This is a genomic window from Taibaiella chishuiensis, from assembly GCF_003014535.1.
Classification (GTDB): Bacteria; Bacteroidota; Bacteroidia; order Chitinophagales; family Chitinophagaceae; genus Taibaiella; species Taibaiella chishuiensis.
Genome location: NZ_PYGD01000001.1, coordinates 546642 through 567259 on the forward strand (window position 1 = coordinate 546642; position 20618 = coordinate 567259).

Below are 20618 nucleotides of genomic sequence, written 5' to 3' on the forward strand. Positions count from 1 at the left end.
TCGGGTTGTATTTATTAAATGAATAGCTATATGCAAAACTACATGTTTGCAACGAAACTATTTCTATCCGGCCCGCTTTACCTGGTCGCAAACCCCGGATAAGGCCGCCGGGCCCGCCTGTCGCATGCCCAAACGACGGTTACAGGCTGATCCGGGCGCCCAGGTCCATATTGATGAAATAAGACCGCTCAGAAGCCTTGTAAGGGGCATTGGCCGGCGTTTTCATGAAATTGGAGAACATATATTGCATCGAGGGACCGGCAAATAGGGTAACCCGTTCGCCTGCCTTGTAACCCGCTTGCAGCGCCACACGCCCCCATACGGAAGTAGCCTGCCTTTCTTTCTTAAACTTATCTGATGTCCAGGTGCTATCGATTTTTAAAACGCCGGGAAAATCGGCACTATAACGGGTGCCGGTATTAAAACTCAGCAAAGCACCTGCCTGGGGCGAAAAGCTCCAACGCGAGCCCAGCGGTATCGTATAGGCTACTGTTAACGGGATAGACAAGTGCCCATACCGGGTTTCTGATTCCCCGTTTGCTGTGTTCGGATAGTTATTCACAATCACCAGGTCTTTATACTTGTACCCCGTAAGGGTATACTGCAGACCCGTTTCCAGGCGCCAGCGGCCATACCTGTACCCAATACCCAATTGAGCGTTGTAGTTGAATATCGCCGACGTTTTTAAACCGCCGTTGGGATCTAATTTAAATAAATCCTGTTTTACATTGCTGATACCGGCGCCTACCGAGGGCGCAACATAGAAACCATCGCGGGCAAAGGCCTGCAGGGCACACATGCTGAGGCCCAGTACAAAAAGTTTTTTTTGCATAAAATGAGGGTTTATAATTTTTCAAAAATAGGGGTCGCTTGAAAAACGCCTGTTCCTGTTTTTTTATTGCCGGCCATTTTTTTTACTTACCGCCATTTTCCTGTCTTTCTTGCCATTATGCACCTGGAAAAGGAGCAAATCCACATCACTCCCGATAGTTTTTTGTTAAAATCAGGTCCCGGATTTGGGAGTAACCGGTTTTTTGTTTTTACTTTGTGTCATAATTACGCAAAGTAGAAAAAATGAGCAAAGCATTTCATAGTTATAAAAACCCTTCGCTGGCTGTCGACCTGGTGGTGTTCGGTTACCACGACCGAAAGCTGTCTGTACTCCTGCTGAACCGGAAGGAAGAGCCCTTTAAGAACAGCTGGACCTTGCCCGGGGGCTTCCTGCAGATCGAGGAGTGCCTGCTGCAGGTATGTAACCGGATCATGAAAACCAAGACCGGCCTCGAAAATATATACCTGGAGCAGTTGTACAGCTTCGACGAACCCGGGCGCGACCCGCGGGGCAGGGTGATCTCGGTAGCCCATTACGCCCTGGTCAACCCGCAAAGGTTCGAGGTTGTAGCCGGTAATATGGCCAACGATGTGCAGTGGTTCCCGGTAGATACTGTACCGCAACTCGGCTTTGATCATGACCAGATATTCGGACAGGCCTTGCAAAGACTCAAGTCAAAAATCCTGTATTATCCGGTGGGCTTTGAACTGCTCGACGAAACCTTTACCATGACCGAACTGCATGAACTGTATGAATGCATATTGGGTATAAGCATCGACCGGCGCAACTTTCGCCGCAAGATCCTGGACTCGGAATACATTATCGCAACCGGTACCAAACGCGAAGGCCTTAAAAACCGCCATCCCGACCTGTACCGTTTCAACAAACAACTGAAACAAAACAATTTTCAACTTCATATTCCTTCCTGATGAAAACGATAACACCTATTCTGCTGAAAGACGGCTATAAAGTCGGTCATAAGTTTCAATACCCTGCCGGTACTACGCTGGTGTACGCTAACCTGACACCGCGTAAGTCACGCAACGAGGCCATACAGGAGATTGTCTTCTTCGGCCTCCAGTATTTTATCAAGGAGTACCTGGTACGCCAGTTCGACGAGCATTTTTTCAGCCAGCCCAAAGCGGCTGTACTGGAAGCCTATGCCCGCCGTATCGATAACTATCTCGGTAAAGATGCGATCACTTACGATCATATCGCCGCGCTGCACGACCTCGGCTACCTGCCGCTGGAGATCAAAGCCCTGCCCGAAGGCACGCTGGTGCCGGTAAGGGTGCCGGTGTTCACGATCAAGAATACGCTCCCCGAGTTTTTCTGGCTCACCAATATGCTGGAAACCCTGTTGAGCGCTATTACCTGGAAACCCTGCACCTCAGCCACTACGGCCTTCCAGTACCTGCGCACCTTTACCCGGTATGCAGCCGAAACCGTAGGCGACGATCGCAGTTTTATACCCTGGCAGGGACACGACTTCTCCTTCCGGGGCATGAGCGGGATAGAAGATGCGGTAATGAGCGGCGCCGGCCACCTTTTGTCTTTTGCGGGCACCGATACCATACCGGCCATCGACTTCCTGGAGACTTACTACCATGCCGATTGCGCGCAGGAGCTGGTAGGCGGTTCCGTAGCCGCTACCGAGCATAGCGTAATGTGTATGGGTACGCAGGACGATGAACTGGGCACTTTCGAAAGACTGATCACGGAGGTTTATCCCAAAGGCATCGTGTCTATCGTAAGCGATACCTGGGATTTCTGGCAGGTGATCACCGACTTCCTGCCTGCTTTGAAGGAGACCATACTGGCCCGCGAGGGCAAGGTGGTGATCCGTCCGGACAGCGGCGACCCGGTTAAGATCATTGTAGGCGACGAGGATGCCATACCCGGCAGCCCCGAATACAAAGGCGCTATAACCTGTATGTGGGAAACCTTTGGCGGCGCCATTACCGAAAAAGGATATAAGCTGCTCGACAGCCATATTGGCCTTATTTACGGCGACAGCATTACCACCGAACGACAGGAGGCCATACTCGAAGGCCTAAAACGTAAAGGTTTCGCCAGTTATAACGTAGTGCTCGGTATCGGCTCTTATACCTATGAATATGTAACCCGCGACACCTTCGGTTTTGCCATGAAAGCGACCTATGGTGAAGTAAACGGTGTGGGCCGTGCCATTTTTAAAGATCCTAAAACCGACGATGGCACCAAAAAATCAGCCAAAGGTTTGATGCAGGTATACCGGAACCCCAACACCGGCAAACTGGAACTGAAAGACGAATGCAGCTGGGAAGAAGAAGCGCAGGGTGAACTGAAAACCGTATTTAAAGACGGTAAGATAACGATAGACCATACACTGGCGGAGATCCGCGCGCGCCTTACGGCGCAGCTGGAATAAGCTACTCTATAAAACAAATAGAAAACGGTTGCCGCAAGAGCAACATAAAAAAACAAAATTGTGAACAGGAATAAAAGAGCGGAGGCAGCACAAGAAACACTCCGCATCATAGAACAGGGCTATTACCAGGCCCCGGGAGGCAGGCGCATCGACCTGCAGGCAGATATCGACAAAGCCCTGGAGGATACCCTTTATTACCGCGAAGATGCCTTCGGAACCGTGCTGGAGCAGGTAAAGACCAAAGCCGCAGACCTTACTTTTAAAACAGAGATCGCGGTCCGCAATACAGGCGCATTGGAAGCCGCCGCAAAAATGGCCGCAACAGGAGCACCGACCGGTTGTCTCAATTTCGCTTCGGCGAAAAATCCGGGGGGCGGTTTTCTCGGGGGCGCACAGGCCCAGGAGGAGAGCCTGGCTTTATCGTCGGCGCTGTACCCTACGCTGATGAAGCATTTTGAAATGTACACCTACAACCGCGCCAGGTCTACCTACCTCTATGCCGATCATATGATCTATAGTCCCGGGGTACCTGTGTTCCGCGATGATAACGGCGCCTTGCTTACGCAGCCCTACCGCTTATCGTTCGTGACCAGCCCGGCGATCAATATCGGCGCTATGCAGCAGAACAACCCGGCGGAGCTGGCCTTTGCCCGCGAAACCATGCTGCGCAGGATGGATAAGGTATTGAGCCTTTTTGTATACCATGGCATAGAACATGTAGTGCTGGGCGCCTGGGGTTGCGGGGTGTTTAAAAACGATCCCCGCGATATCGCGGCCCATTTCGCCTCCTTCCTGAAGCCGGGCGGCAAGTACAGCACCTGTTTCAAAAGTGTGGTGTTTGCTATACATGGCGCTGCCGACAGCCCTAACAGCACCGCGTTTAAACAAGCATTCGATTACCCGCAGTAAACGGCCCCACAGGCCCTGAACCATGAAAACAATACCCTATGCCCAACTCCTGGCACAATTGCCGGAAAACGGCAAACACATTACCGGTTACCAGGATAACGACCAGATCGTGGTATACCAGGCCTATAAACCGGCCATCGCGGAGTATGCCGTACGGCATCAGCAACTGGGCGGACCCGGTTTCAGTTATGAGCGCATGTCGTGGATAAAACCCGGCTTTCTCTGGATGATGTACCGCTGCGGCTGGGCCACAAAAGAAGACCAGGAAAGCGTACTGGCGATTACGATCGCTAAAACAGATTTTTTGCAGATACTCGCAGAGGCCGTGCCCACTACTTTTAAGCCCAAACAATACTCCGACAGCAATGCCTGGAAAGCGGATATGAAGGCGAAGGCGGTACGGCTGCAGTGGGACCCCGATCATGATCCCTTTGGCCGCAAACAAGAACGCCGGGCCATACAGCTCGGGTTGAAGGGCGACCTGCTGAAAACCTTCGGGCAAACCTATATCCGCTCGATAGCAGATATAACCGGTTTCGTAAAAGAACAAAAGGTACATGTAGACCGCCACCGGCTCGAAGCCCTGCTGGTACCCGCCGAAAGCGTAATGACCCTGGAAGACCCGGCACTGCGACAAGCCGCCGGTTTGTAAAAAAGGAAAACATGAACACACAAACATTGTACCGCCCGGTAGGGCTGAAGGAACTGGAACTGATCGCAGATAGCGGCTGGACGGCATTTCCGCCCAGGCTCGACTGGCAACCCATATTTTACCCGGTGCTCAACCTGGCCTATGCCGAACAGATCGCCCGGGACTGGAATACCGGAGACGCCTTTTCGGGTTATTGTGGCGCGGTAACCAGCTTCGATGTCGACACCGGTTACCTACAACAGTTCCCGGTGGAAAATGTCGGCGCCGAAATGCATAACGAACTCTGGATACCGGCCGCAGCGCTGGATCAGTTCAATAAACAGATCCGGGGCGGGATAAGAGTGGTGAATGCCTTTTTCGGCAGCGCCTTCACCCTGCCGCAAAACGAAACCATAAGAAATACCCTTTTAAATTTTATACCATGAAATACGATATCAACTGGCTCAGCGATAAATTCCAAAAGAAAGAAAATTTAAAGTTCCTGCTCTTCTGGGGGCTCCGGGCGGCAAAAGACGGCGCTGTTACACAAAGCTGCTTCAGCCAGTGGTGGCCGGCCGCTTTCGAAACCGGCGGACACCGGTATGCCAGTGCCGAACATTGGATGATGGCCGAAAAAGCAAGCCTCTTCGGAGACAACGATACACACCGCCGCATCCTGGAAGCCCGCAGCGCCGCCGAGGCCAAACAACTGGGCAGGGAGGTACAGCATTTCGATGCCGCCACCTGGGACCAGCATAAGTATGCCATCGTGGTACAAGGCAATTACCATAAGTTTAGCCAGAACCCGGAACTGGCAGCCTACCTGTTGCAAACCGGCGAACGTGTAATCGTTGAAGCCAGCCCGGTAGACCCGGTATGGGGTATAGGCCTGGCCGCCGACGATGCCCGGGCCGAAAATCCCCTGCTCTGGAAAGGAGAGAACCTGCTGGGCTTTGCACTGATGGAAGTACGCGATCAATTAAAAGAAAATGAATAAGGACACGCAAACCATTTCAGACACATGACCATCGAACTGATAAAAGGAGATATTACCACGTTAGCCGTAGATGCTATTGTAAATGCCGCCAACAGCTCGCTGCTGGGTGGCGGAGGCGTGGACGGCGCCATACACCGTAAAGCAGGCAAAGCGCTGCTGGAAGCCTGTATCGCGATCAGGAACAAACAAAGCGGTTGTGCTACGGGTAATGCGGTGATCACAACGGCAGGCGAACTGCCTGCAAAATATGTGATCCATACCGTGGGGCCGGTCTGGCAGGGTGGCCAAAAAGGAGAAGAAGAACTGCTGGCCCGTTGCTACCGCAATAGCCTGGCACTGGCGCTGGACCAGGGTATAAAAACCATTGCTTTTCCGAATATCAGCACGGGTATTTATCATTTTCCCAAAAAGCTGGCCGCCGCTATTGCCATACAGACCATCCGGGATTTCAATCCCCGCGATGCTTTCGAGCGGGTTGTATTTATTTGTTTCGATGAGGAGAACTACAGTCTCTATCAAACCCTATTGAACCAGGAATGAAAAAACAATACCTGAACCCCCTTTTGCCCGGCCTGCCGGGTATGCATAAAGTGCAGTGCTGAGCATCGCCGGACACCTGGGGGCTAATAAAATATCTGTAATGAAACCTATAAACTATCTCAAAGGTGACGCCACGGTTCCGCAGGCGGGCGGCACTAAAATTATAGCCCATATCTGCAATGATATAGGCGGCTGGGGAAAAGGCTTTGTTCTTGCGCTATCCAAACGATGGCCCGAACCGGAAGCGGCGTACCGCAAATGGCACCGGGAAAGAAATCGCAACGACTTCGCGCTGGGTGCCGTACAACTGGTACCGGTAACGGCCTATATACAGGTTGCCAATATGGTTGCCCAAAGGGGCACCAAAACAGGCAGCAACGGCGTACCGATAAGGTACGATGCCGTAGCCCAATGCCTGAAGACCCTTGCCGGTAACGCAACGGCCTCAAAAGCCTCGGTACATATGCCCAGGATAGGATGCGGCCTGGCAGGCGGGAGCTGGGATAAAATCGAACCGCTGATCATCAACGCGCTGTCGGCGCAGGATATCGATGTATATGTGTATGATTTTTAGTCGCCGCCGCCCGGCTAATACATCAAAAACCTATTGAACCATGAATGAAAAAGAATTAAAAACCTTCAGTAAATTCCTGGGCCTGGTACTCCGCCACAGTCCGCAAACCATAGGGCTGGAGCTGGATGCAGAGGGTTGGCCGATGTGCCCGGGCGGCCAGGCAGCAGGCGGGTAGTACAAGGGAAGTGGCCAGACTGGTGGTTCATACCAAAACTTTTAAAAAATATTACCATGAACAACATTAAAGAAACCTCCGAAATCTATACCATCGATCACTTTCTTTCCGATACGGAATGCGACGAACTGATCGCCAAAAGCGAAGCTATCGGTTACGAAGAAGCCAAGGTAAACATGGACGGCGGCCAGCGGATGATGAAAATGATCCGGGATAACGAACGGGTCATGTACACCGACCTTGTTTATGCTTTCCGGTTGTGGAAAAAGCTGAAGCCTCATATCCGCCCGTTTATCGGCAATACTTACGCCATAGGCCTCAACGAGATGTTACGTTTTTATAAATACAGCCCGGGCCAGCGTTTCAAAATGCACCGCGACGGCAGTTATATCCGCAACGAAACGGAGTTCAGCTATTATACCTTTATGGTTTATCTCAACGCCGACTATGAAGGCGGCCAGACCCGGTTTGAATCCGGCGAATATGTAACGCCGAAAAAGGGTACGGCCCTGATCTTCGAGCACAGCCTGCGGCACGAGGGCGCGCGGCTCACAAGCGGCAATAAATATGTACTGCGTTCAGACATCATGTATAAAAAAAGGTAAGTATGCACAACAGGGATTATTATGCAGCGGCGCTGCTGGGCCTGGCCACAGGCGATGCACTGGGAGTGCCGGTCGAATTTATGACGCGCAAAACGCTGGATGCCGACCCGGTAACCGGTATGCGCGCCATGGGCACGCACCGCCAGCCTGCAGGCACCTGGTCGGACGATAGCTCGCTTACCTTCTGTCTTGCCGAAATGCTTTGTACCGGTTACGATATCAAAGACCTGGCCCGCCGCTTTGTAGCCTGGAAATAGGAAGCGTATTGGACGGCCCATGGCGAGGTATTCGATATCGGCATTGCCACTTCGGCAGCTATTTACCAATTACAGAAAGGTGCAGATCCCCTGCTGGCCGGCGGCGATACGGAAGACAGCAATGGCAACGGTTCGCTGATGCGGATCCTGCCTTTGCTTTTTTACATCAGGGATAAAAATATCGAAGAACGGTTCCGGATCGTGGAAGCGATATCGTCGCTGACACACCGCCATATCCGTTCGGTAACCGGTTGTTTTATTTACCTCGAACTGGCCCTGCAACTTATACAGGGTAAAGAAAAATTTATGGCTTACGAAGACATGAAAACGGAAGTAAACCGTTTCCTATTGCGACATCCCTCTTGCCCGCAAAGCGAGATCGACAAATATCACCGGATCCTGGGCAACCCGGTTGGTCATGATGAGGTCCGGCCGCTTTACGAACTTGGTCGGGATGAGGTCTATTCTTCCGGTTATGTACTGCATACGCTGGAAGCCAGTATATGGTGTATTTTAAAAACAGATCATTATAAAGATGCCGTATTGATGGCCGTAAACCTGGGCGACGATACGGATACAACCGGGGCTGTAACCGGCGGACTGGCCGGACTACTGTATGGCCGGGAAGGCATACCGGCATCCTGGCTCGAGGTATTGGCCCGTAAAGCGGATATCCTATCGCTGGCACAACGGCTCCGGGAAAAATGGAATTGATTATGGCAAAAACATATGTAATCGGCGATATACATGGCGCACTGAAAGCGCTCGAACAGATCGTCGCACGGATCGACCCGCAACCCGGCGACAGGCTCATCTTCCTCGGCGACTATGTCGACGGCTGGTCCGAATCGGCCGGGGTGATCCGCTACCTGATGGCTTTGGATGAGCGGTATCATTGTATATTTATCAGGGGTAACCACGACGCCTGGTGCGAAGACTGGCTGGGCGGTCAGGCGCCGGCCACTACCTGGCTGTTTCATGGCGGAAAGGAAACTGTCGAGAGTTACAAACACCTCACGAAGGCAGAGCGGCAGGAGCATCTTGCTTTCTTCAACCGCCTGCATACTTATTTCGTAGACGACCAAAACCGGTTGTTCATCCATGCCGGCTTCTCTTCGATGCACGGTCCCGATCATGAGCATTACGCCAGCAATTATAACTGGGATCGCACGCTTTGGGAAGTAGCGCTCACCATGGATAAGCGCATTAAAAAGGACAGCAAGCTCTACCCCAAAAGGTTGTTGCTGTATAAAGAAATTTATATCGGTCATACACCCACGCTCAACTATGACGTAACCGTGCCGATGAATGGCTGTAATGTGTGGAACATCGATACCGGCGCAGCGTTTTATGGCAGGATATCGGCCATGGATATCGATACCAAGACCTTTGTGCAGAGCGATATCGTACAGGAGCTCTACCCGCAGGAGAAAGGCAGGAACAAGTAAGACGGCAGGAATGCCGTACTTTGCTTTTATTATACAGGGGGAAGTGAACGTGGAAATGTAAATGGTTGCCCTTTTTTGCTTACCGGAAAAAAAATCAAAAAAATATGCATACGCTCAACCTGGTTTATCCCGAACAGTCCGATCTTCTATTTAAAACCATGGTTTTCCCCGACGGGCAACCTCATATCAAAATAGATGCGGAAAGCGCCGGCAGGCTGGATAAAAAAGCGCCGCTACGGATCATGAGCCGTATCGCCGGCCCCGCCGACCTCTTACTGGTTTTGCTGGTAAAAAATACGCTCGATTATCTCGAATTCGAACATATAGAGCTGCATATCTCTTACCTGATGGCGGCGCGTATGGACCGGGTGATGCTGGAAGGCGAGCCCTTTTCGCTGAAGGTGGTGGCAGCAATGCTCAACCAGGGCCGGTTCAAAAAAATAAAGATATTCGATCCGCATTCGGAAGTAACCACTGCATTGGTCGACCGGTCCTATACCGTAACCAACCATGCTTTTGTACAGGATGCTGTGCAGCATTATCTTTCGGCGCATACCCCTGCGGCATACAGCCTCGTGTCGCCCGATGCAGGCGCACTTAAAAAGATCCACAAACTGGCCCAATACCTGGGTATAACGGATGTGGTGGAATGTATGAAAGAACGGGATCTTAAAACGGGCGCCTTAACGAATTTCCAGACGGCGACAACGGACCTGGGCGGACAAACCTGTTTCCTGGTAGATGATATATGCGACGGGGGAGGAACCTTTGCCGGCGTGGCCGCCCTGCTTAAAGAAAAGGGCGCTGCTGAAGTGGTGTTGATCGTAAGCCATGGTATTTTCAGCAAGGGTACTGCTATACCGGGAGTAGACCAGATCTATACTACTGACTCTTATCGCGGGGTAACCGGGGTCAATTGCTTTGCCATAGACCGGTACCTCAGCTAAACGGTGCATCAGGCGCCGGTTTCAGCCTTATAACTTTTGTATGCCTTAAACAGTACCGCCACCAGCAATACGCAAAGTACCAGCGAAACCAGGGCTACGATCAGGTGAAGGGTATAGTAAAGCAGGATGCCTGCAGCAAGCGCAAGTATAACTTTAAAGAGATGGGTCATGATGTTGTTTTTTAAAGGATGAATATGTTACTTGTTTAAGACTTAGCGGATCACAAATTCCTGCCATACTATATTGCCGATCACGAAACGGTAAACGCCTTTGGCCAGTTTTCCGGTAGGGATGTAAAAGGTCTTGTTGCCGGTAATCGTGCCACCCAGTATGATATTGCCTTTCTGGTCGGTGATGGTATAACCTGCGCCGGTTACATTTTCTACTTTGATACCGATCGAAGGGTTAACGCTGCGGTCGTATACCGGCCGACCCTGCGCATAGGTATTGAAAGAGGCGGCTGCAAGCGTCAGCAGTAAAGATGCAGCGATAACGGTTTTGCGAATAATGGTTTTCATAAGATTTGTTTTAATTGTGTTGGGGATATGTTTTGAAGGGATGATTTATTTGATCACGAACTCCTGGAATACATTGCCTGCAACCAGGAAGCGGTAGGTACCGTTGCTCAGCTTACCGGTAGGGATATAGAACGTTTTGTTGCCGGCGATCCTGCCATTAAATACCACATTGCCTTTCTGGTCGGTGATGCTGTACCCTGCACCGGCTGCGTTTTCTACTTTAATACCGATCGATGGGTTAACGCTGCGGTCGTATACCGGGCGATCCTGTGCGAAGGTGTTGAAAGAAGCGGCTGTAAGGCTCAGCAGTAAAGATGCAGCGATAACGGTTTTGCGGATGATGGTTTTCATAAAATTTGTTTTTGTTGGTTTTGAAAAATGTTGCTGTGAAAAGGATACTTATTTAATGATGAACTCCTGGAATACATTGCCAGCTACGAGGAAGCGGTAGATGCCTTTAGCCAGTTTACCGGTAGAGATGTAAAAGGTCTTGTTACCGGCGATCGTACCGTCAAGTACTACATTGCCTTTCTGGTCGGTGATGCTGTAACCGGTGCCGGTCGCATTTTCTACTTTAATACCGATCGATGGATTTACAGAGCGGTCGTATACGGGGCGGCCCTGTGCATTGGTGTTGAAAGAAGCGGCGGTAAGGCTCAGCAGTAAAGAAGCAGCGATAACAGATTTGCGGATGATGTTTTTCATAAAATTTGTTTTTGTTGGTTTTGAAAATGTTGTTGTTTCGATTTCTGATGCAAACATACTATCGCCCCGGAGCCTGTTCCGGCACTATTAGACCTATAGCCGCAACTATTCGACCAAAGGGCTTTTGACGTTTGTCGAAAAAAAGAGCAGTTTCGTCGATAAAGCCAGTAAAACCGGGGCTTCCGGCGGGCAGGAATACCCTGATAACGGCAGCTGGGGGCGGCCTTACCGGCCCGGAAGCTGACCTGCACAATGGCCGGGCTACGACAAAAAAAAGCGGCACCGGTTATGTACCGGTGCCGTTTGCCTGATCTGCTAAAAATCGCCGTAATAAACCTGGAAACAGGGAAGCTTCAATTCATCCCGCCACATCTGCACCACCTGGTCCCGGTCATCCAGTACGAACTCCACATAATATTTATCCGCGATCGCGTCCCGGAACAACTCTTTTTTAATGATCGCATCCTTACGGCTATCTCCCGCGGCACGCATCAGCAATTGGTCATATACGATACCGTGTTGTTCCAGGAAGCCCAGGGTAGGCGCTTTATACGTATCCTCCCGGCCCGATACCAGGATCACCCGGTAACCCAGTTGTTGATAATTACGCAGCACATTGGCCACCGGCGTGTTCAGCAGGTCGGCCCCGCAACCCGACGCATTATAGGGATCGCGCCCGTTCAGCAAAGCCAGGGTACCATCCAGGTCGCACAGGATCGCTTTTGGCAACGTAGTATCCTGTTCCCTGTTGCTGTTTACCCGGGCCTGTTTGATCCGGGTATCGAAGCTGAAGTCCTTTTTCAACCCGGCAAGCAGGCCCTGGTGCTTTTCTATAGCCGATTGCGGCATAAAGCGCCCAGTTTCCTCGTAGCGCAACCGGCAGCGCCGGATCAGCACATCGGTAGGCGGCTCGAATAGCTTAAAGGAGATATCGGCCAGGTGCCCGAATTTTTTGATATATACATCCAGGTATTCTTTCTTGGTATGGGTCGCATCGGCTATTACATTCGTTTTCGCGATAAGCAGCGCTTCCACCGCGGCATCGATCATTTTTGTGATCATCTCTTCGCCCCGCTCCGGCATAAACGATTGCGCAAAATGCATCGTCCTGAAATCGTCGCGGCTCACCCTGGCCCAGTTCAGATGCGTACGCAGGTGGTATTTGGCAAAGGTCGTTTTACCCGATCCCGGCGCACCGACAAGCAGGAGCAATTGTGGATTCCTCTTTTTCATATACATTATTTTATCCGGGTTATTACAGTCTTGTATCGAGCAGGGCCTCTGTTTTTTCGCCCATAATACGGTCGTATACCAGGTTTTTAAGATAATAGTTCTCTTTGTGCAGATCGGCGTAAGGCACGGATAACAGGTTATAATTAAGTGCCCAGTCGTTGACCGAGCAGGCCAGTTTGGCTTTTATATTCCGCCGCGTTATATGATGATCCAGGTCGGGTATAAAGTCGATGCCATAGATCATGGTCAGGTAATGATTGTTCCTCACCTTAAGCGCCGGTGGCAGCCCGGGCAGGAAAGCCTGCCTGGGTTTGATCACGACACCTTCTTCACAGGCGGCACTCAGTGCGGCAAACCAGGCACAGGCCCGTTCCGATTCGCGCTCCAGCGCGGCTTCGTCGGGTATATGCAATTCCAGCATCGTATCATCGTTCAATACCGAATAGCTGGCATTATCATTCACGATCTCTTCGCGGCCATCTTCGTATACTTTCTTCAGCACATTAAAGGGCTTGAAGTGCAGCGGTACCTCTTCACCAAAATGCCGGATCTGCTTCGCATAGATATCCGTTCCCTGCCGGTAGCGCTCCAGGTCTGTCAACACGAAGGCTTCCATGGCGGTATATTGCCGGATAATATGACCCGGGTATCGTTGTTTTAAGGCTTTGGCGCTGAGCGCCGCTTTGTCCCGCACAAAATCGCAGAAGGGTTGCCCCGCTTTTACCTGCCTTATTTTTTCGTAAAGCGCCGAACCTTCCAACCAGGCCAGGTGCTGCTGGTGCGCATCCAGGTAGCCTTCAAATTCGTTATCGATCAGGCCCTTGCCCAATATGCTCCAGGGCATCATTTCGGCCTGGATGATAACCAGCTGCACACCGTCCCAGTCCAGGCGGGCATGCATTGCCTGGCAGGCCTGGCGCGCGGCCTCAAGGTCTATATGCTGGATCAGGTGCCCGTTACGGCTTACAAAATAAGTGGCGTCCAAGTCGCGGTGCAGGTAGATATCGCAATAGGAGCCCATATACTTTTTCTGAACCAGGAGTTCGGTTACACCGCGTTTTACATAATAACGGATGCCTTCGTGCAGGCTTTCTATTTCGCCGCGCTCCTCCGATTTAGGTGCCGGCGATATGGTGGGTGAAAAGGCGTTGATCTTATGATCGCAGAACCAGTTGATCCTGCTCCTCAGCTTTTTCAGGTCTTCTTTTTGTTGTTTAAGCTCGTTCATGTTCTGTTTAATTCGTGGTGAATGGGCTTTTAGATCGTGTCAGTATACAGGCCTGTGTGGGCTGAATGCCATTGAGCCGGTCGCCGATCTCGGTAAAGGTGATCTCAACCGCTGCGTTGCATTGGGCAACACAATCCCGGATCAGTGCGCGGAAGGCTTCCTGTCCCAGTTCGAAATGATGGTCCTCGTGCCGCAACATATCGCCTTCAAAATAGAAGGCATTAAAGTCAGCATTGGGCGTGGTGACCAGGATCTTGTTAAAGTTGTAGGTCAGCGCTCTGCAGATCAGTTGCCGCGCGGCTTCAGGCGTATTATGCTCGATCACTTCACTCATGATAATGTTTACCGGCTCCTGCGGCTGATCGAAATCGTCGAGGCTTTGGTAAAAGAACAGGTTATCCGATTCGTAGCGGTGGGCCAGGGTTTCGGCCGCTTTCCCGAACTGTTCATCTTCATCTACCGCATAGTAAGCGGCTTCCAGGCCCAGGTTCATCATCCTTTTATAATAGCTGAGCGGACCGCAACCGATATCCAGCACCGGCATATCCAGGTCGAGCTGGCCGGTAATAAAATGCTGGCGGTCCTGCTGGGTACCATAATAGGTAAGCTGCGCCTGTATACCGCGGCCGGCCAGGTAATCTTCCATAATGGGTTTTACCTGTTCAAACTGTTTCTGCGACTTTACGGTACGTTTGATATACAGGTAAAAAACGAAATACGGTACCGCCTCGATATTGGTCAATATCCTTACATACTTGGCCGCAAACGAATCGTCGATATAGGTAAACAGGCCATATTCATTGGTCATATGGGTAAACAGGGCTACCAGGTTGAGCAGGTTAAAAGCCTCGAATACAGAAGCCGCTTCGATGTTAAGGCTAAAGTTGCGGCCCTTGCGGTGTATTACCGACACACCCGCAAAGTACTTGCTCAGCAGGAATTGTCCATCACGGTACCAGGACGAATGGATATAAAAGGTCGGGATATAAATCGTGCAGGGTTCTATGTCAGCAGCTCCCTGTGTTATGCCCAGCCAGTCTATAGCCGTATTGCCATAGGTTTCGCGGTCTTTTAAAATGTGCGCAAACAATTCGGTGCAGATATTCATAACCGCCAGCGGGCTGCAATAGCTCTGGAAGTCAAGCCGGTTGCTCTCCTCGGGCATATAGCTGTTTTTCCTGTCCCGGAACACTACTTCGTATTCATTTGCCGACACGGCATGTCCTGCAATGATCCCTTCGCGCAGGGGTTTAAAGTAAAGCCCCATGTCGGTTTCGGGATTTTTAAACAACAGGTCGAGCAGGTATTTATTGGCACTTTTAATCTGGATTATCATCGTGTTTTATCATTATGGTACAAAGGTGTACCTCCAACTGCGCAGCATACCTGCGCAGTAAAAAATTTTTTTTATAAAAAAGAAAAAAGCCGCAGCCCGGGCTTATCTGTTCCCCGGCTGCGGCCTTGTATAGCGCGTGGTTACGGTTAAAAATCGCCGTAGTAAACCTGGAAGCAAGGCAGCTTCAAATCGTCGCGCCACATCTGCACTACCTGGTTCCGGTCGTCCAGGATAAACTCAATATAATATTTACCCGCGATCTCCCGGTCAAACAATTCCCGTTTAATGATCGCATCTTTACGGCCGTCGCCTGCAGCACGCATCAGCAATTGATCATATACGATAGCGTGTTGCTCCAGGAAGCGCAGGGTAGGCTCCTTATACGTATCCTCCCGGCCCGATACCAGGATTACCTGGTAACCGAACTGCTTATAATTACGCAGCACATTGGCTACCGGCGTGTTCAGCAAATCGGCATCGCAACCCGATGCATTATAGGGGTCGCGCCCGTTCAGCAGGGCCAGGGTCCCGTCAAGGTCGCACAGGATCGCTTTCGGCAGACTGGCGTCTTGTTCGTTGTACATCATAGCGGCATCTAAGAACTGGCGATGCATTCTGCGGATCACGTTTTCGCCCACGGGTTTCGCACGGGCTTCATCCCGCTCGATGCATTCGCTTATGGAGGTTTCCATCATCTGCACTTCTACCAGCACCTCGTCTTTATGTTCTTTATTGAACTCCTGCACCAGCTGGCGGATACGTACCAGGCTTTTCTCCGACAAATTGGTATCGTCCACGATCACGTGTTTCCCGTCCGACAGGGCTTTCAGGATCAGCATATCCCTTACCTGTTTTATAAATTTCTCGTTGCCATTGCTTACATAACCATTATCGAACATCTGGCGCAGCTCATCGCGGTTGATCCGTTTATAGCTGTTCGGATTTTCGGTTACCAGTTGTTTCGCCCAGGTCGACTTTCCGCTACCCGGTAGTCCGCGCATCACAATTACTTTTTTCATATCGCTAATATCTGAATGCTTTGTTGTTGTTACTTGCTAATAATTTTTGCCACAAAGGGTGGCTTGCTGTTTCGATTGCGTAGGTTTTCAATACACCGGCATCATACAGGCTGTTGGCCATGGTCCGTAGCGCCTGCTCCTGGTGTACGAGTTGTGCACGATCCTGCCTTTCACTATATATCCGGCGTACCTCGTCGAGCACCGGCAGGCGGTTGTCTAGCAGTGAGGACGCACAATACAGGCTCCTCGCCGCATGCCATAACTTAGGGCCATTGTCTTCTTTAAGATCGCGCCGGGCAAAGCCAAGGTAAGCCTTAATCACTTTATAGGTACGGCACAGTTCCATTTTCCGGTCGGTATAATCGGTAAACAGTACGATATCCGCATGAATAACCGATTCGCCGCTATACAGGTTTTTCCGGAACTGCAATTCCGAACAATAGTTCCAGTCTGTATTACCGGCCTTATCCTTATACTGGAACTGGTGCATATTGGGCAACCCGGAATACAACTCTTCTGCCGATGTGCGGTATACGCAAAGATAATCGGTATCCGAGGCCGCATGCGTAGTGCCATACAGGCGGCTACCCACCAGGAACCGCCTCTGGGTCAGCTCCTGCAGCATCCTGTGTTCCGCTTCATCGATGATAATATTCATAAGTCATGGGTGTTGTGTACCAGTTGTATAATCTTATCCACCAGTTTGCGCTGTACCACTTCAGTCGTATAACAATCATTTTCGCGGAACAGGCCGATCAGCTCCAGTTTCAGCCGGTGTTGCGGGATCCCGGTCTTCGGACAAAGTTCGCGGAACTGCGTCTGCAGTTTATGATACAGCTTCCGATACCGGTCGTCGATCCGCTCCCAGAGCCTGTCGGGCCCTGCTGCGGCCAGTTTGCAGAGCGCTTCATACAGCCAGTTGCAGGCGCTGTAATCATTGATCCGGGCCGTTTGCGCCAGCTGTATACCCAGTTCGAGTATACGGATTGCATGGAACACCGATTTAATGCCCTGCCGCTCGTCGTAATCTCCGGGCACGGTCAGTTTCTTTTTCCCTTTCACCCAGCTGTTGGCGCTCATCGTCGATATACTTACCCGGAGGCGGCCTTTATCCAGGTTAAAGGTAAAGCCGGCATAGGATTGCCTGAGTATAAACCGGTCGGGCAGGAAATAACACTCCAGGGCCGCTATCTCGTGGTGATCGAGCAAACGCTGGAATACCTCCCGGGTATAGTATTGTGTATCGGGTTCGGCTTCGGCGCCCGGTTTATCGGTAATACAAATAAAGTCTTCGTCCGAGCCCGGCTGCCAGGTACCGTATACATAACTTCCGAACCGGTATTTATTAAGGACCTGCATCATGGTATTTTTTAGATCAGGAATCTGTTTGTATAAAAGGTTTTTCAAATTTCGGCCGCAACTGTTTCCAGATCACCGGCGCATAATTTTTCCCGTTCAGCATAGCGAACAGTACCGCCGGATAAGTGCATTGTAAAAAATACAAAGCGGTATCCTTACGGCTTTCCAGCAATTTAAAGTCGGCACGGCATCGTGTTTCGATAGCGTCGTACTGCTCCTGCAACCGGTCACGCACTGTTTTTACCCATTGGTAAAACTCATCGGGTACTTTTTCCAGGATCTCGGTAAAGGACTGTCCCGTGCTCAGGTATTCCCAGATATCCACAGAGGAGATCTGGGTAATGATCCGGTGCAGGCGCAGGTACTCCTTAAACTTGACCTTAAGCCTGAAGTTATTGGCGAAGCGGATCACAAAACCTTCCCTGGTATCGTCGTCCAATGCCCTGATAGCCGCCAGGTCGTTGATGCCATCGTAGCGTTTCACCAACGGGAACCCCAGCTCTTCCAGCGGAAACTCTTTTCCCGTCTGTGTTTCAACGATTGCGAGCAATACCAGTTCCTCTGCATCGCCATAGTCCAGTACAATCCTGTTTTCGGGATAGATGATCTCGAACAGGTAGGTTTTATCCCGCTCCAATTGTGTTATGGCCTGCCGGTAGCGGCCGTATAACAGGGCATTGGCCTTTTGCGCCTGTACACTATTGAAAGAGCCGCGTGTAGCAATATAAGGCTGATCATTATGCCAGTACAGGATACCCAGCGAACCGTCCATTTTTTCGAACACTTCGAAGGCCAGGGGCGGTATTGCAGCCGCATCGAGCTCTTCCAGGTTAAAGAATTTCGGGAAGGGGCGGGCAACAATATGGTATCCCGCGTCCAGGATCAGGCCGCGGCAGGCCAGGGTAATCTCGTTCCAGGTACGCTCGTACTGCACCTTTGCAGTATAGTTATAGATATACAGTTCCAGCTGCGGATGCTTCTGTACCGCCACCAGGCCATCGGCGATGTGTTGCTGCAGCAGGCTTATATTGATCGTTGACATGTTTTTTATTTTAACGGGCGTACAGCTGGTCTCTTACGGCCACCAGTACTGCTTCTATTTTTGTTTTATCGGGTTGCGGTGGCAGCAGGGTGTGTTGTGCTGCGGTTTCGATACGCGCCATTAACCCATCGGCCATTTCCAGCAATTGTTCGTAATCGTAAAGGCCGCGTTTTATCGCCAGCAATTCTTCCCGGTTGTTTCTTTTTACCCGGATCGTTCCATCGCGCAGCAGCTCTTCCGCTACCTGTAGCAACCGGATGGTATGCATCATATTCTTGGCATCGTAATCTTTGCCGTGTTCTTTATTGCCCAGGTAACGCGTTTCGTTACGCAAGGCCACCCAGTCCCAGTATTCCCGGTACTCGCGGCAGTAGGCCGAATAGCTTTCCCGGTTAAAGAAAAGATAGGCCAGGGGTAGCTCGCCCTTAGGTACCGGCGATAAACAGACATCGTTGGCATCCGGCCCGCTGGTAATACCCCGATAGCCGTATTCGCTCCCGGCATCGTAATACAAAGCATACATGCCTTTGGTATGCGCTATGGCAGTGAGCCCGCAGGAGGCCCCGGTATAACCTTTGCCGGTCAGCCAGCCGCTAAGCGGCACAGCGCCGTTATCCTGCAGGATATAGCAAAAATCCACCGGGGTTTTGCGTTCAGGCGCAACAGGGTTTACCGCCTTTTTCTTATAACCCCGGGCCTTCTTTACCTGGCTATGGGCATAACCGGCAAAGGTTTCTTTACACAGGCCGGACAGGAACAGTTCGGGTGTGAAGTGGTCCATAAGCGGGTGCCGGTAGCGGATACAATCCCTGGGGGTAGCCAGCAGTTCCAGTATATTCGGGTTATTGCGCAACAGCAGTTCCACAAAACGGCCCAGTTCATAATACACTTCGTCATGACTTTCGTTATGCACCTGGGCAATATATTCCAGGCCGTAGAACTGCTCCCTGGGTAGATAGAACACGCCTTTTATATCGGTATCCGATTGCTCGGTATCCAGGCCGTAGGCCCTGCTTCCGCTAACACATTCAAAGAGGATTAATCCTTTCTGTTTCAATTCAGCGATCGTCATCATCGTATATCATTTTTTTAAAGAAAAGGTCCAGGGACGCTACGGGCCTGGCTTCCGTCTTCAGGGTTCTTGCTTCGGCAATACAACTGTCTGTAACCGCATTGATCCATGCATGCAGCGCCTCGTCTACATGGATCACAGCGCCTTCGGGCGCCAGGGCCTTCTGCGCGATCAGGTCTTTTACGGTATGCTGTAACGACCGGGGTAACAGTTGCGACAGGGTACCGATATCCATGGGTGCAATTGTTTTGCGGGTGGCACACCATTGGGCTGCCAGCAAAGGCCGCAGGATATAAAACAGCTTTTTTATCTTCAGGCTGCCATCGGCTCCGAGCGCTTCCATAGCGCCTTTGGCGATACCCAGGTAATGGTGGATGGAGGTACGGGCATCGAAGTACTGTGCACATAAGGGCCATAAGGCCTCTTTAAAGCCCGGCGTCTCGCGGTATACCACCGGCGATTGCAACCATTCCAGCGGTGTGGCATTCGAACGCGCAATCAGTCTTAAAGTTTTCCGCAGGTCCCAGCCGTTGCTATCCAGATCGCCGTTGATGGCGAGATCCAGGTTTTCGGTCGCCTCATAGATCTTCAGGTAATGATCTAAAGGTTGCTGGTATATGAAACGCAAATCGTAGTCGCTGTCCGGCGAAGCAAAGCCCCAGCCGCGGCTTCCCGACTCGCAGGCATACAGTATTTTCACGTTGTGTTGCCGTTCTACCTGTTCCAGGTGTTGGGCTATTTCCTTTTGCATGGTCTCATTTTTTACCCGGGATTTACCCGG

The 20618-nt window shown here is 51.1% G+C and carries 26 protein-coding genes and 1 pseudogene; 13 read left to right on the plus strand and 14 right to left on the minus strand.

All coding sequences use genetic code 11. The features are described 5' to 3' along the window. Nucleotides 1–139 precede the first annotated feature (139 nt). The gene (locus B0I18_RS02290) at nucleotides 140–832 is read right to left on the minus strand and encodes an autotransporter domain-containing protein (RefSeq protein ID WP_106521023.1); all 693 of its coding nucleotides are present in this window, start codon (nucleotides 830–832) and stop codon (nucleotides 140–142) included. Nucleotides 833–1074: 242 nt separating this feature from the next. Between B0I18_RS02290 and B0I18_RS02295 the strand changes: the two genes are divergently transcribed. The 13 genes and pseudogenes from B0I18_RS02295 (at nucleotide 1075) to B0I18_RS02355 (ending at nucleotide 10325) form a co-directional block, all read left to right on the plus strand. Beyond that, nucleotides 1075–1761, plus strand: coding sequence for an NUDIX hydrolase (locus tag B0I18_RS02295; protein ID WP_106521024.1), 687 nt, complete (start codon nucleotides 1075–1077; stop codon nucleotides 1759–1761). Beyond that, entirely contained in the window at nucleotides 1761–3242 is a 1482-nt protein-coding gene (locus tag B0I18_RS02300) for a nicotinate phosphoribosyltransferase (protein ID WP_219905896.1), read from the plus strand. The genes B0I18_RS02295 and B0I18_RS02300 overlap by 1 nt, the downstream gene beginning before the upstream one ends. Before the next feature lie 60 nt (nucleotides 3243–3302). Next, a complete protein-coding gene (locus B0I18_RS02305; RefSeq protein WP_181358303.1) occupies nucleotides 3303–4151 on the plus strand; it encodes a TIGR02452 family protein in 849 nt (282 codons plus the stop codon). A 22-nt stretch (nucleotides 4152–4173) separates the two neighbouring features. Beyond that, a complete protein-coding gene (locus tag B0I18_RS02310; protein WP_106521026.1) occupies nucleotides 4174–4803 on the plus strand; it encodes a DUF4291 domain-containing protein in 630 nt (209 codons plus the stop codon). A gap of 11 nt (nucleotides 4804–4814) precedes the next feature. Continuing rightward, nucleotides 4815–5228 carry an ADP-ribosylation/crystallin J1 gene (locus B0I18_RS02315; protein ID WP_106521027.1) on the plus strand — a complete coding sequence of 138 codons (414 nt, stop codon included), beginning with the start codon at nucleotides 4815–4817 and terminating at the stop codon, nucleotides 5226–5228. After that, nucleotides 5225–5779: a riboflavin biosynthesis intermediates N-glycosidase gene (locus B0I18_RS02320; protein ID WP_106521028.1), complete on the plus strand. Its 555-nt coding sequence runs from the start codon at nucleotides 5225–5227 to the stop codon at nucleotides 5777–5779. Before B0I18_RS02315 ends, B0I18_RS02320 begins: the two co-directional genes overlap by 4 nt. 24 nt (nucleotides 5780–5803) lie before the next feature. Beyond that, nucleotides 5804–6319, plus strand: a complete 516-nt coding sequence (locus B0I18_RS02325) for an O-acetyl-ADP-ribose deacetylase (RefSeq protein WP_106521029.1) — start codon at nucleotides 5804–5806, stop codon at nucleotides 6317–6319. A 100-nt stretch (nucleotides 6320–6419) separates the two neighbouring features. Then, the gene (locus B0I18_RS02330) at nucleotides 6420–6893 is read left to right on the plus strand and encodes a macro domain-containing protein (RefSeq protein WP_106521030.1); all 474 of its coding nucleotides are present in this window, start codon (nucleotides 6420–6422) and stop codon (nucleotides 6891–6893) included. Between the two features lie 40 nt (nucleotides 6894–6933). Further along, nucleotides 6934–7068: an RNA 2'-phosphotransferase gene (locus tag B0I18_RS02335; RefSeq protein WP_181358304.1), complete on the plus strand. Its 135-nt coding sequence runs from the start codon at nucleotides 6934–6936 to the stop codon at nucleotides 7066–7068. A 56-nt stretch (nucleotides 7069–7124) separates the two neighbouring features. Further along, nucleotides 7125–7673: a prolyl hydroxylase family protein gene (locus tag B0I18_RS02340; RefSeq protein ID WP_106521031.1), complete on the plus strand. Its 549-nt coding sequence runs from the start codon at nucleotides 7125–7127 to the stop codon at nucleotides 7671–7673. Between the two features lie 2 nt (nucleotides 7674–7675). Further along, nucleotides 7676–8644, plus strand: a pseudogene (locus tag B0I18_RS02345) (ADP-ribosylglycohydrolase family protein). A gap of 2 nt (nucleotides 8645–8646) precedes the next feature. Continuing rightward, nucleotides 8647–9378 (plus strand): metallophosphoesterase family protein, encoded by a 732-nt coding sequence (locus tag B0I18_RS02350; protein ID WP_106521032.1) that lies wholly within the window; start codon nucleotides 8647–8649, stop codon nucleotides 9376–9378. Between the two features lie 104 nt (nucleotides 9379–9482). Continuing rightward, nucleotides 9483–10325: a phosphoribosyltransferase family protein gene (locus B0I18_RS02355; RefSeq protein ID WP_146146631.1), complete on the plus strand. Its 843-nt coding sequence runs from the start codon at nucleotides 9483–9485 to the stop codon at nucleotides 10323–10325. 8 nt (nucleotides 10326–10333) lie between these two features. Here B0I18_RS02355 and B0I18_RS25020 read toward each other — a convergent pair whose 3' ends face one another. The 13 genes from B0I18_RS25020 to B0I18_RS02420 all read right to left on the minus strand — a co-directional run bounded on the left by B0I18_RS25020 (nucleotide 10334) and on the right by B0I18_RS02420 (nucleotide 20588). Continuing rightward, nucleotides 10334–10495 (minus strand): hypothetical protein, encoded by a 162-nt coding sequence (locus B0I18_RS25020; RefSeq protein WP_181358305.1) that lies wholly within the window; start codon nucleotides 10493–10495, stop codon nucleotides 10334–10336. 42 nt (nucleotides 10496–10537) lie between these two features. Beyond that, nucleotides 10538–10843, minus strand: coding sequence for a hypothetical protein (locus B0I18_RS02360; protein ID WP_106521034.1), 306 nt, complete (start codon nucleotides 10841–10843; stop codon nucleotides 10538–10540). A 45-nt stretch (nucleotides 10844–10888) separates the two neighbouring features. Beyond that, nucleotides 10889–11194: a hypothetical protein gene (locus tag B0I18_RS02365; RefSeq protein WP_106521035.1), complete on the minus strand. Its 306-nt coding sequence runs from the start codon at nucleotides 11192–11194 to the stop codon at nucleotides 10889–10891. Nucleotides 11195–11242: 48 nt separating this feature from the next. Beyond that, nucleotides 11243–11548 (minus strand): hypothetical protein, encoded by a 306-nt coding sequence (locus B0I18_RS02370; protein ID WP_106521036.1) that lies wholly within the window; start codon nucleotides 11546–11548, stop codon nucleotides 11243–11245. Between the two features lie 315 nt (nucleotides 11549–11863). Continuing rightward, the gene (locus B0I18_RS02380) at nucleotides 11864–12781 is read right to left on the minus strand and encodes a phosphatase domain-containing protein (protein ID WP_106522028.1); all 918 of its coding nucleotides are present in this window, start codon (nucleotides 12779–12781) and stop codon (nucleotides 11864–11866) included. A gap of 22 nt (nucleotides 12782–12803) precedes the next feature. Further along, nucleotides 12804–14009: a DNA ligase-like domain-containing protein gene (locus B0I18_RS02385; protein ID WP_106521038.1), complete on the minus strand. Its 1206-nt coding sequence runs from the start codon at nucleotides 14007–14009 to the stop codon at nucleotides 12804–12806. Between the two features lie 7 nt (nucleotides 14010–14016). Further along, nucleotides 14017–15345, minus strand: coding sequence for a class I SAM-dependent methyltransferase (locus B0I18_RS02390; RefSeq protein WP_106521039.1), 1329 nt, complete (start codon nucleotides 15343–15345; stop codon nucleotides 14017–14019). 146 nt (nucleotides 15346–15491) lie between these two features. After that, nucleotides 15492–16364, minus strand: coding sequence for a phosphatase domain-containing protein (locus tag B0I18_RS02395; RefSeq protein WP_106521040.1), 873 nt, complete (start codon nucleotides 16362–16364; stop codon nucleotides 15492–15494). Nucleotides 16365–16368: 4 nt separating this feature from the next. Beyond that, nucleotides 16369–17022, minus strand: a complete 654-nt coding sequence (locus B0I18_RS02400) for a hypothetical protein (protein WP_106521041.1) — start codon at nucleotides 17020–17022, stop codon at nucleotides 16369–16371. Continuing rightward, on the minus strand, nucleotides 17019–17726 hold the full coding sequence (locus B0I18_RS02405) for a nucleotidyltransferase domain-containing protein (protein WP_106521042.1): 708 nt from the start codon (nucleotides 17724–17726) through the stop codon (nucleotides 17019–17021). The genes B0I18_RS02400 and B0I18_RS02405 overlap by 4 nt, the downstream gene beginning before the upstream one ends. 13 nt (nucleotides 17727–17739) lie before the next feature. Beyond that, entirely contained in the window at nucleotides 17740–18765 is a 1026-nt protein-coding gene (locus B0I18_RS02410) for a T4 RnlA family RNA ligase (RefSeq protein ID WP_106521043.1), read from the minus strand. Nucleotides 18766–18775: 10 nt separating this feature from the next. Then, nucleotides 18776–19840, minus strand: coding sequence for a DNA polymerase beta superfamily protein (locus B0I18_RS02415; protein WP_245882032.1), 1065 nt, complete (start codon nucleotides 19838–19840; stop codon nucleotides 18776–18778). Beyond that, complete coding sequence (locus tag B0I18_RS02420) at nucleotides 19824–20588, minus strand: nucleotidyltransferase domain-containing protein (protein WP_106521045.1); 765 nt, start codon at nucleotides 20586–20588, stop codon at nucleotides 19824–19826. The genes B0I18_RS02415 and B0I18_RS02420 overlap by 17 nt, the downstream gene beginning before the upstream one ends. Between the last annotated feature and the right edge of the window lie 30 nt (nucleotides 20589–20618).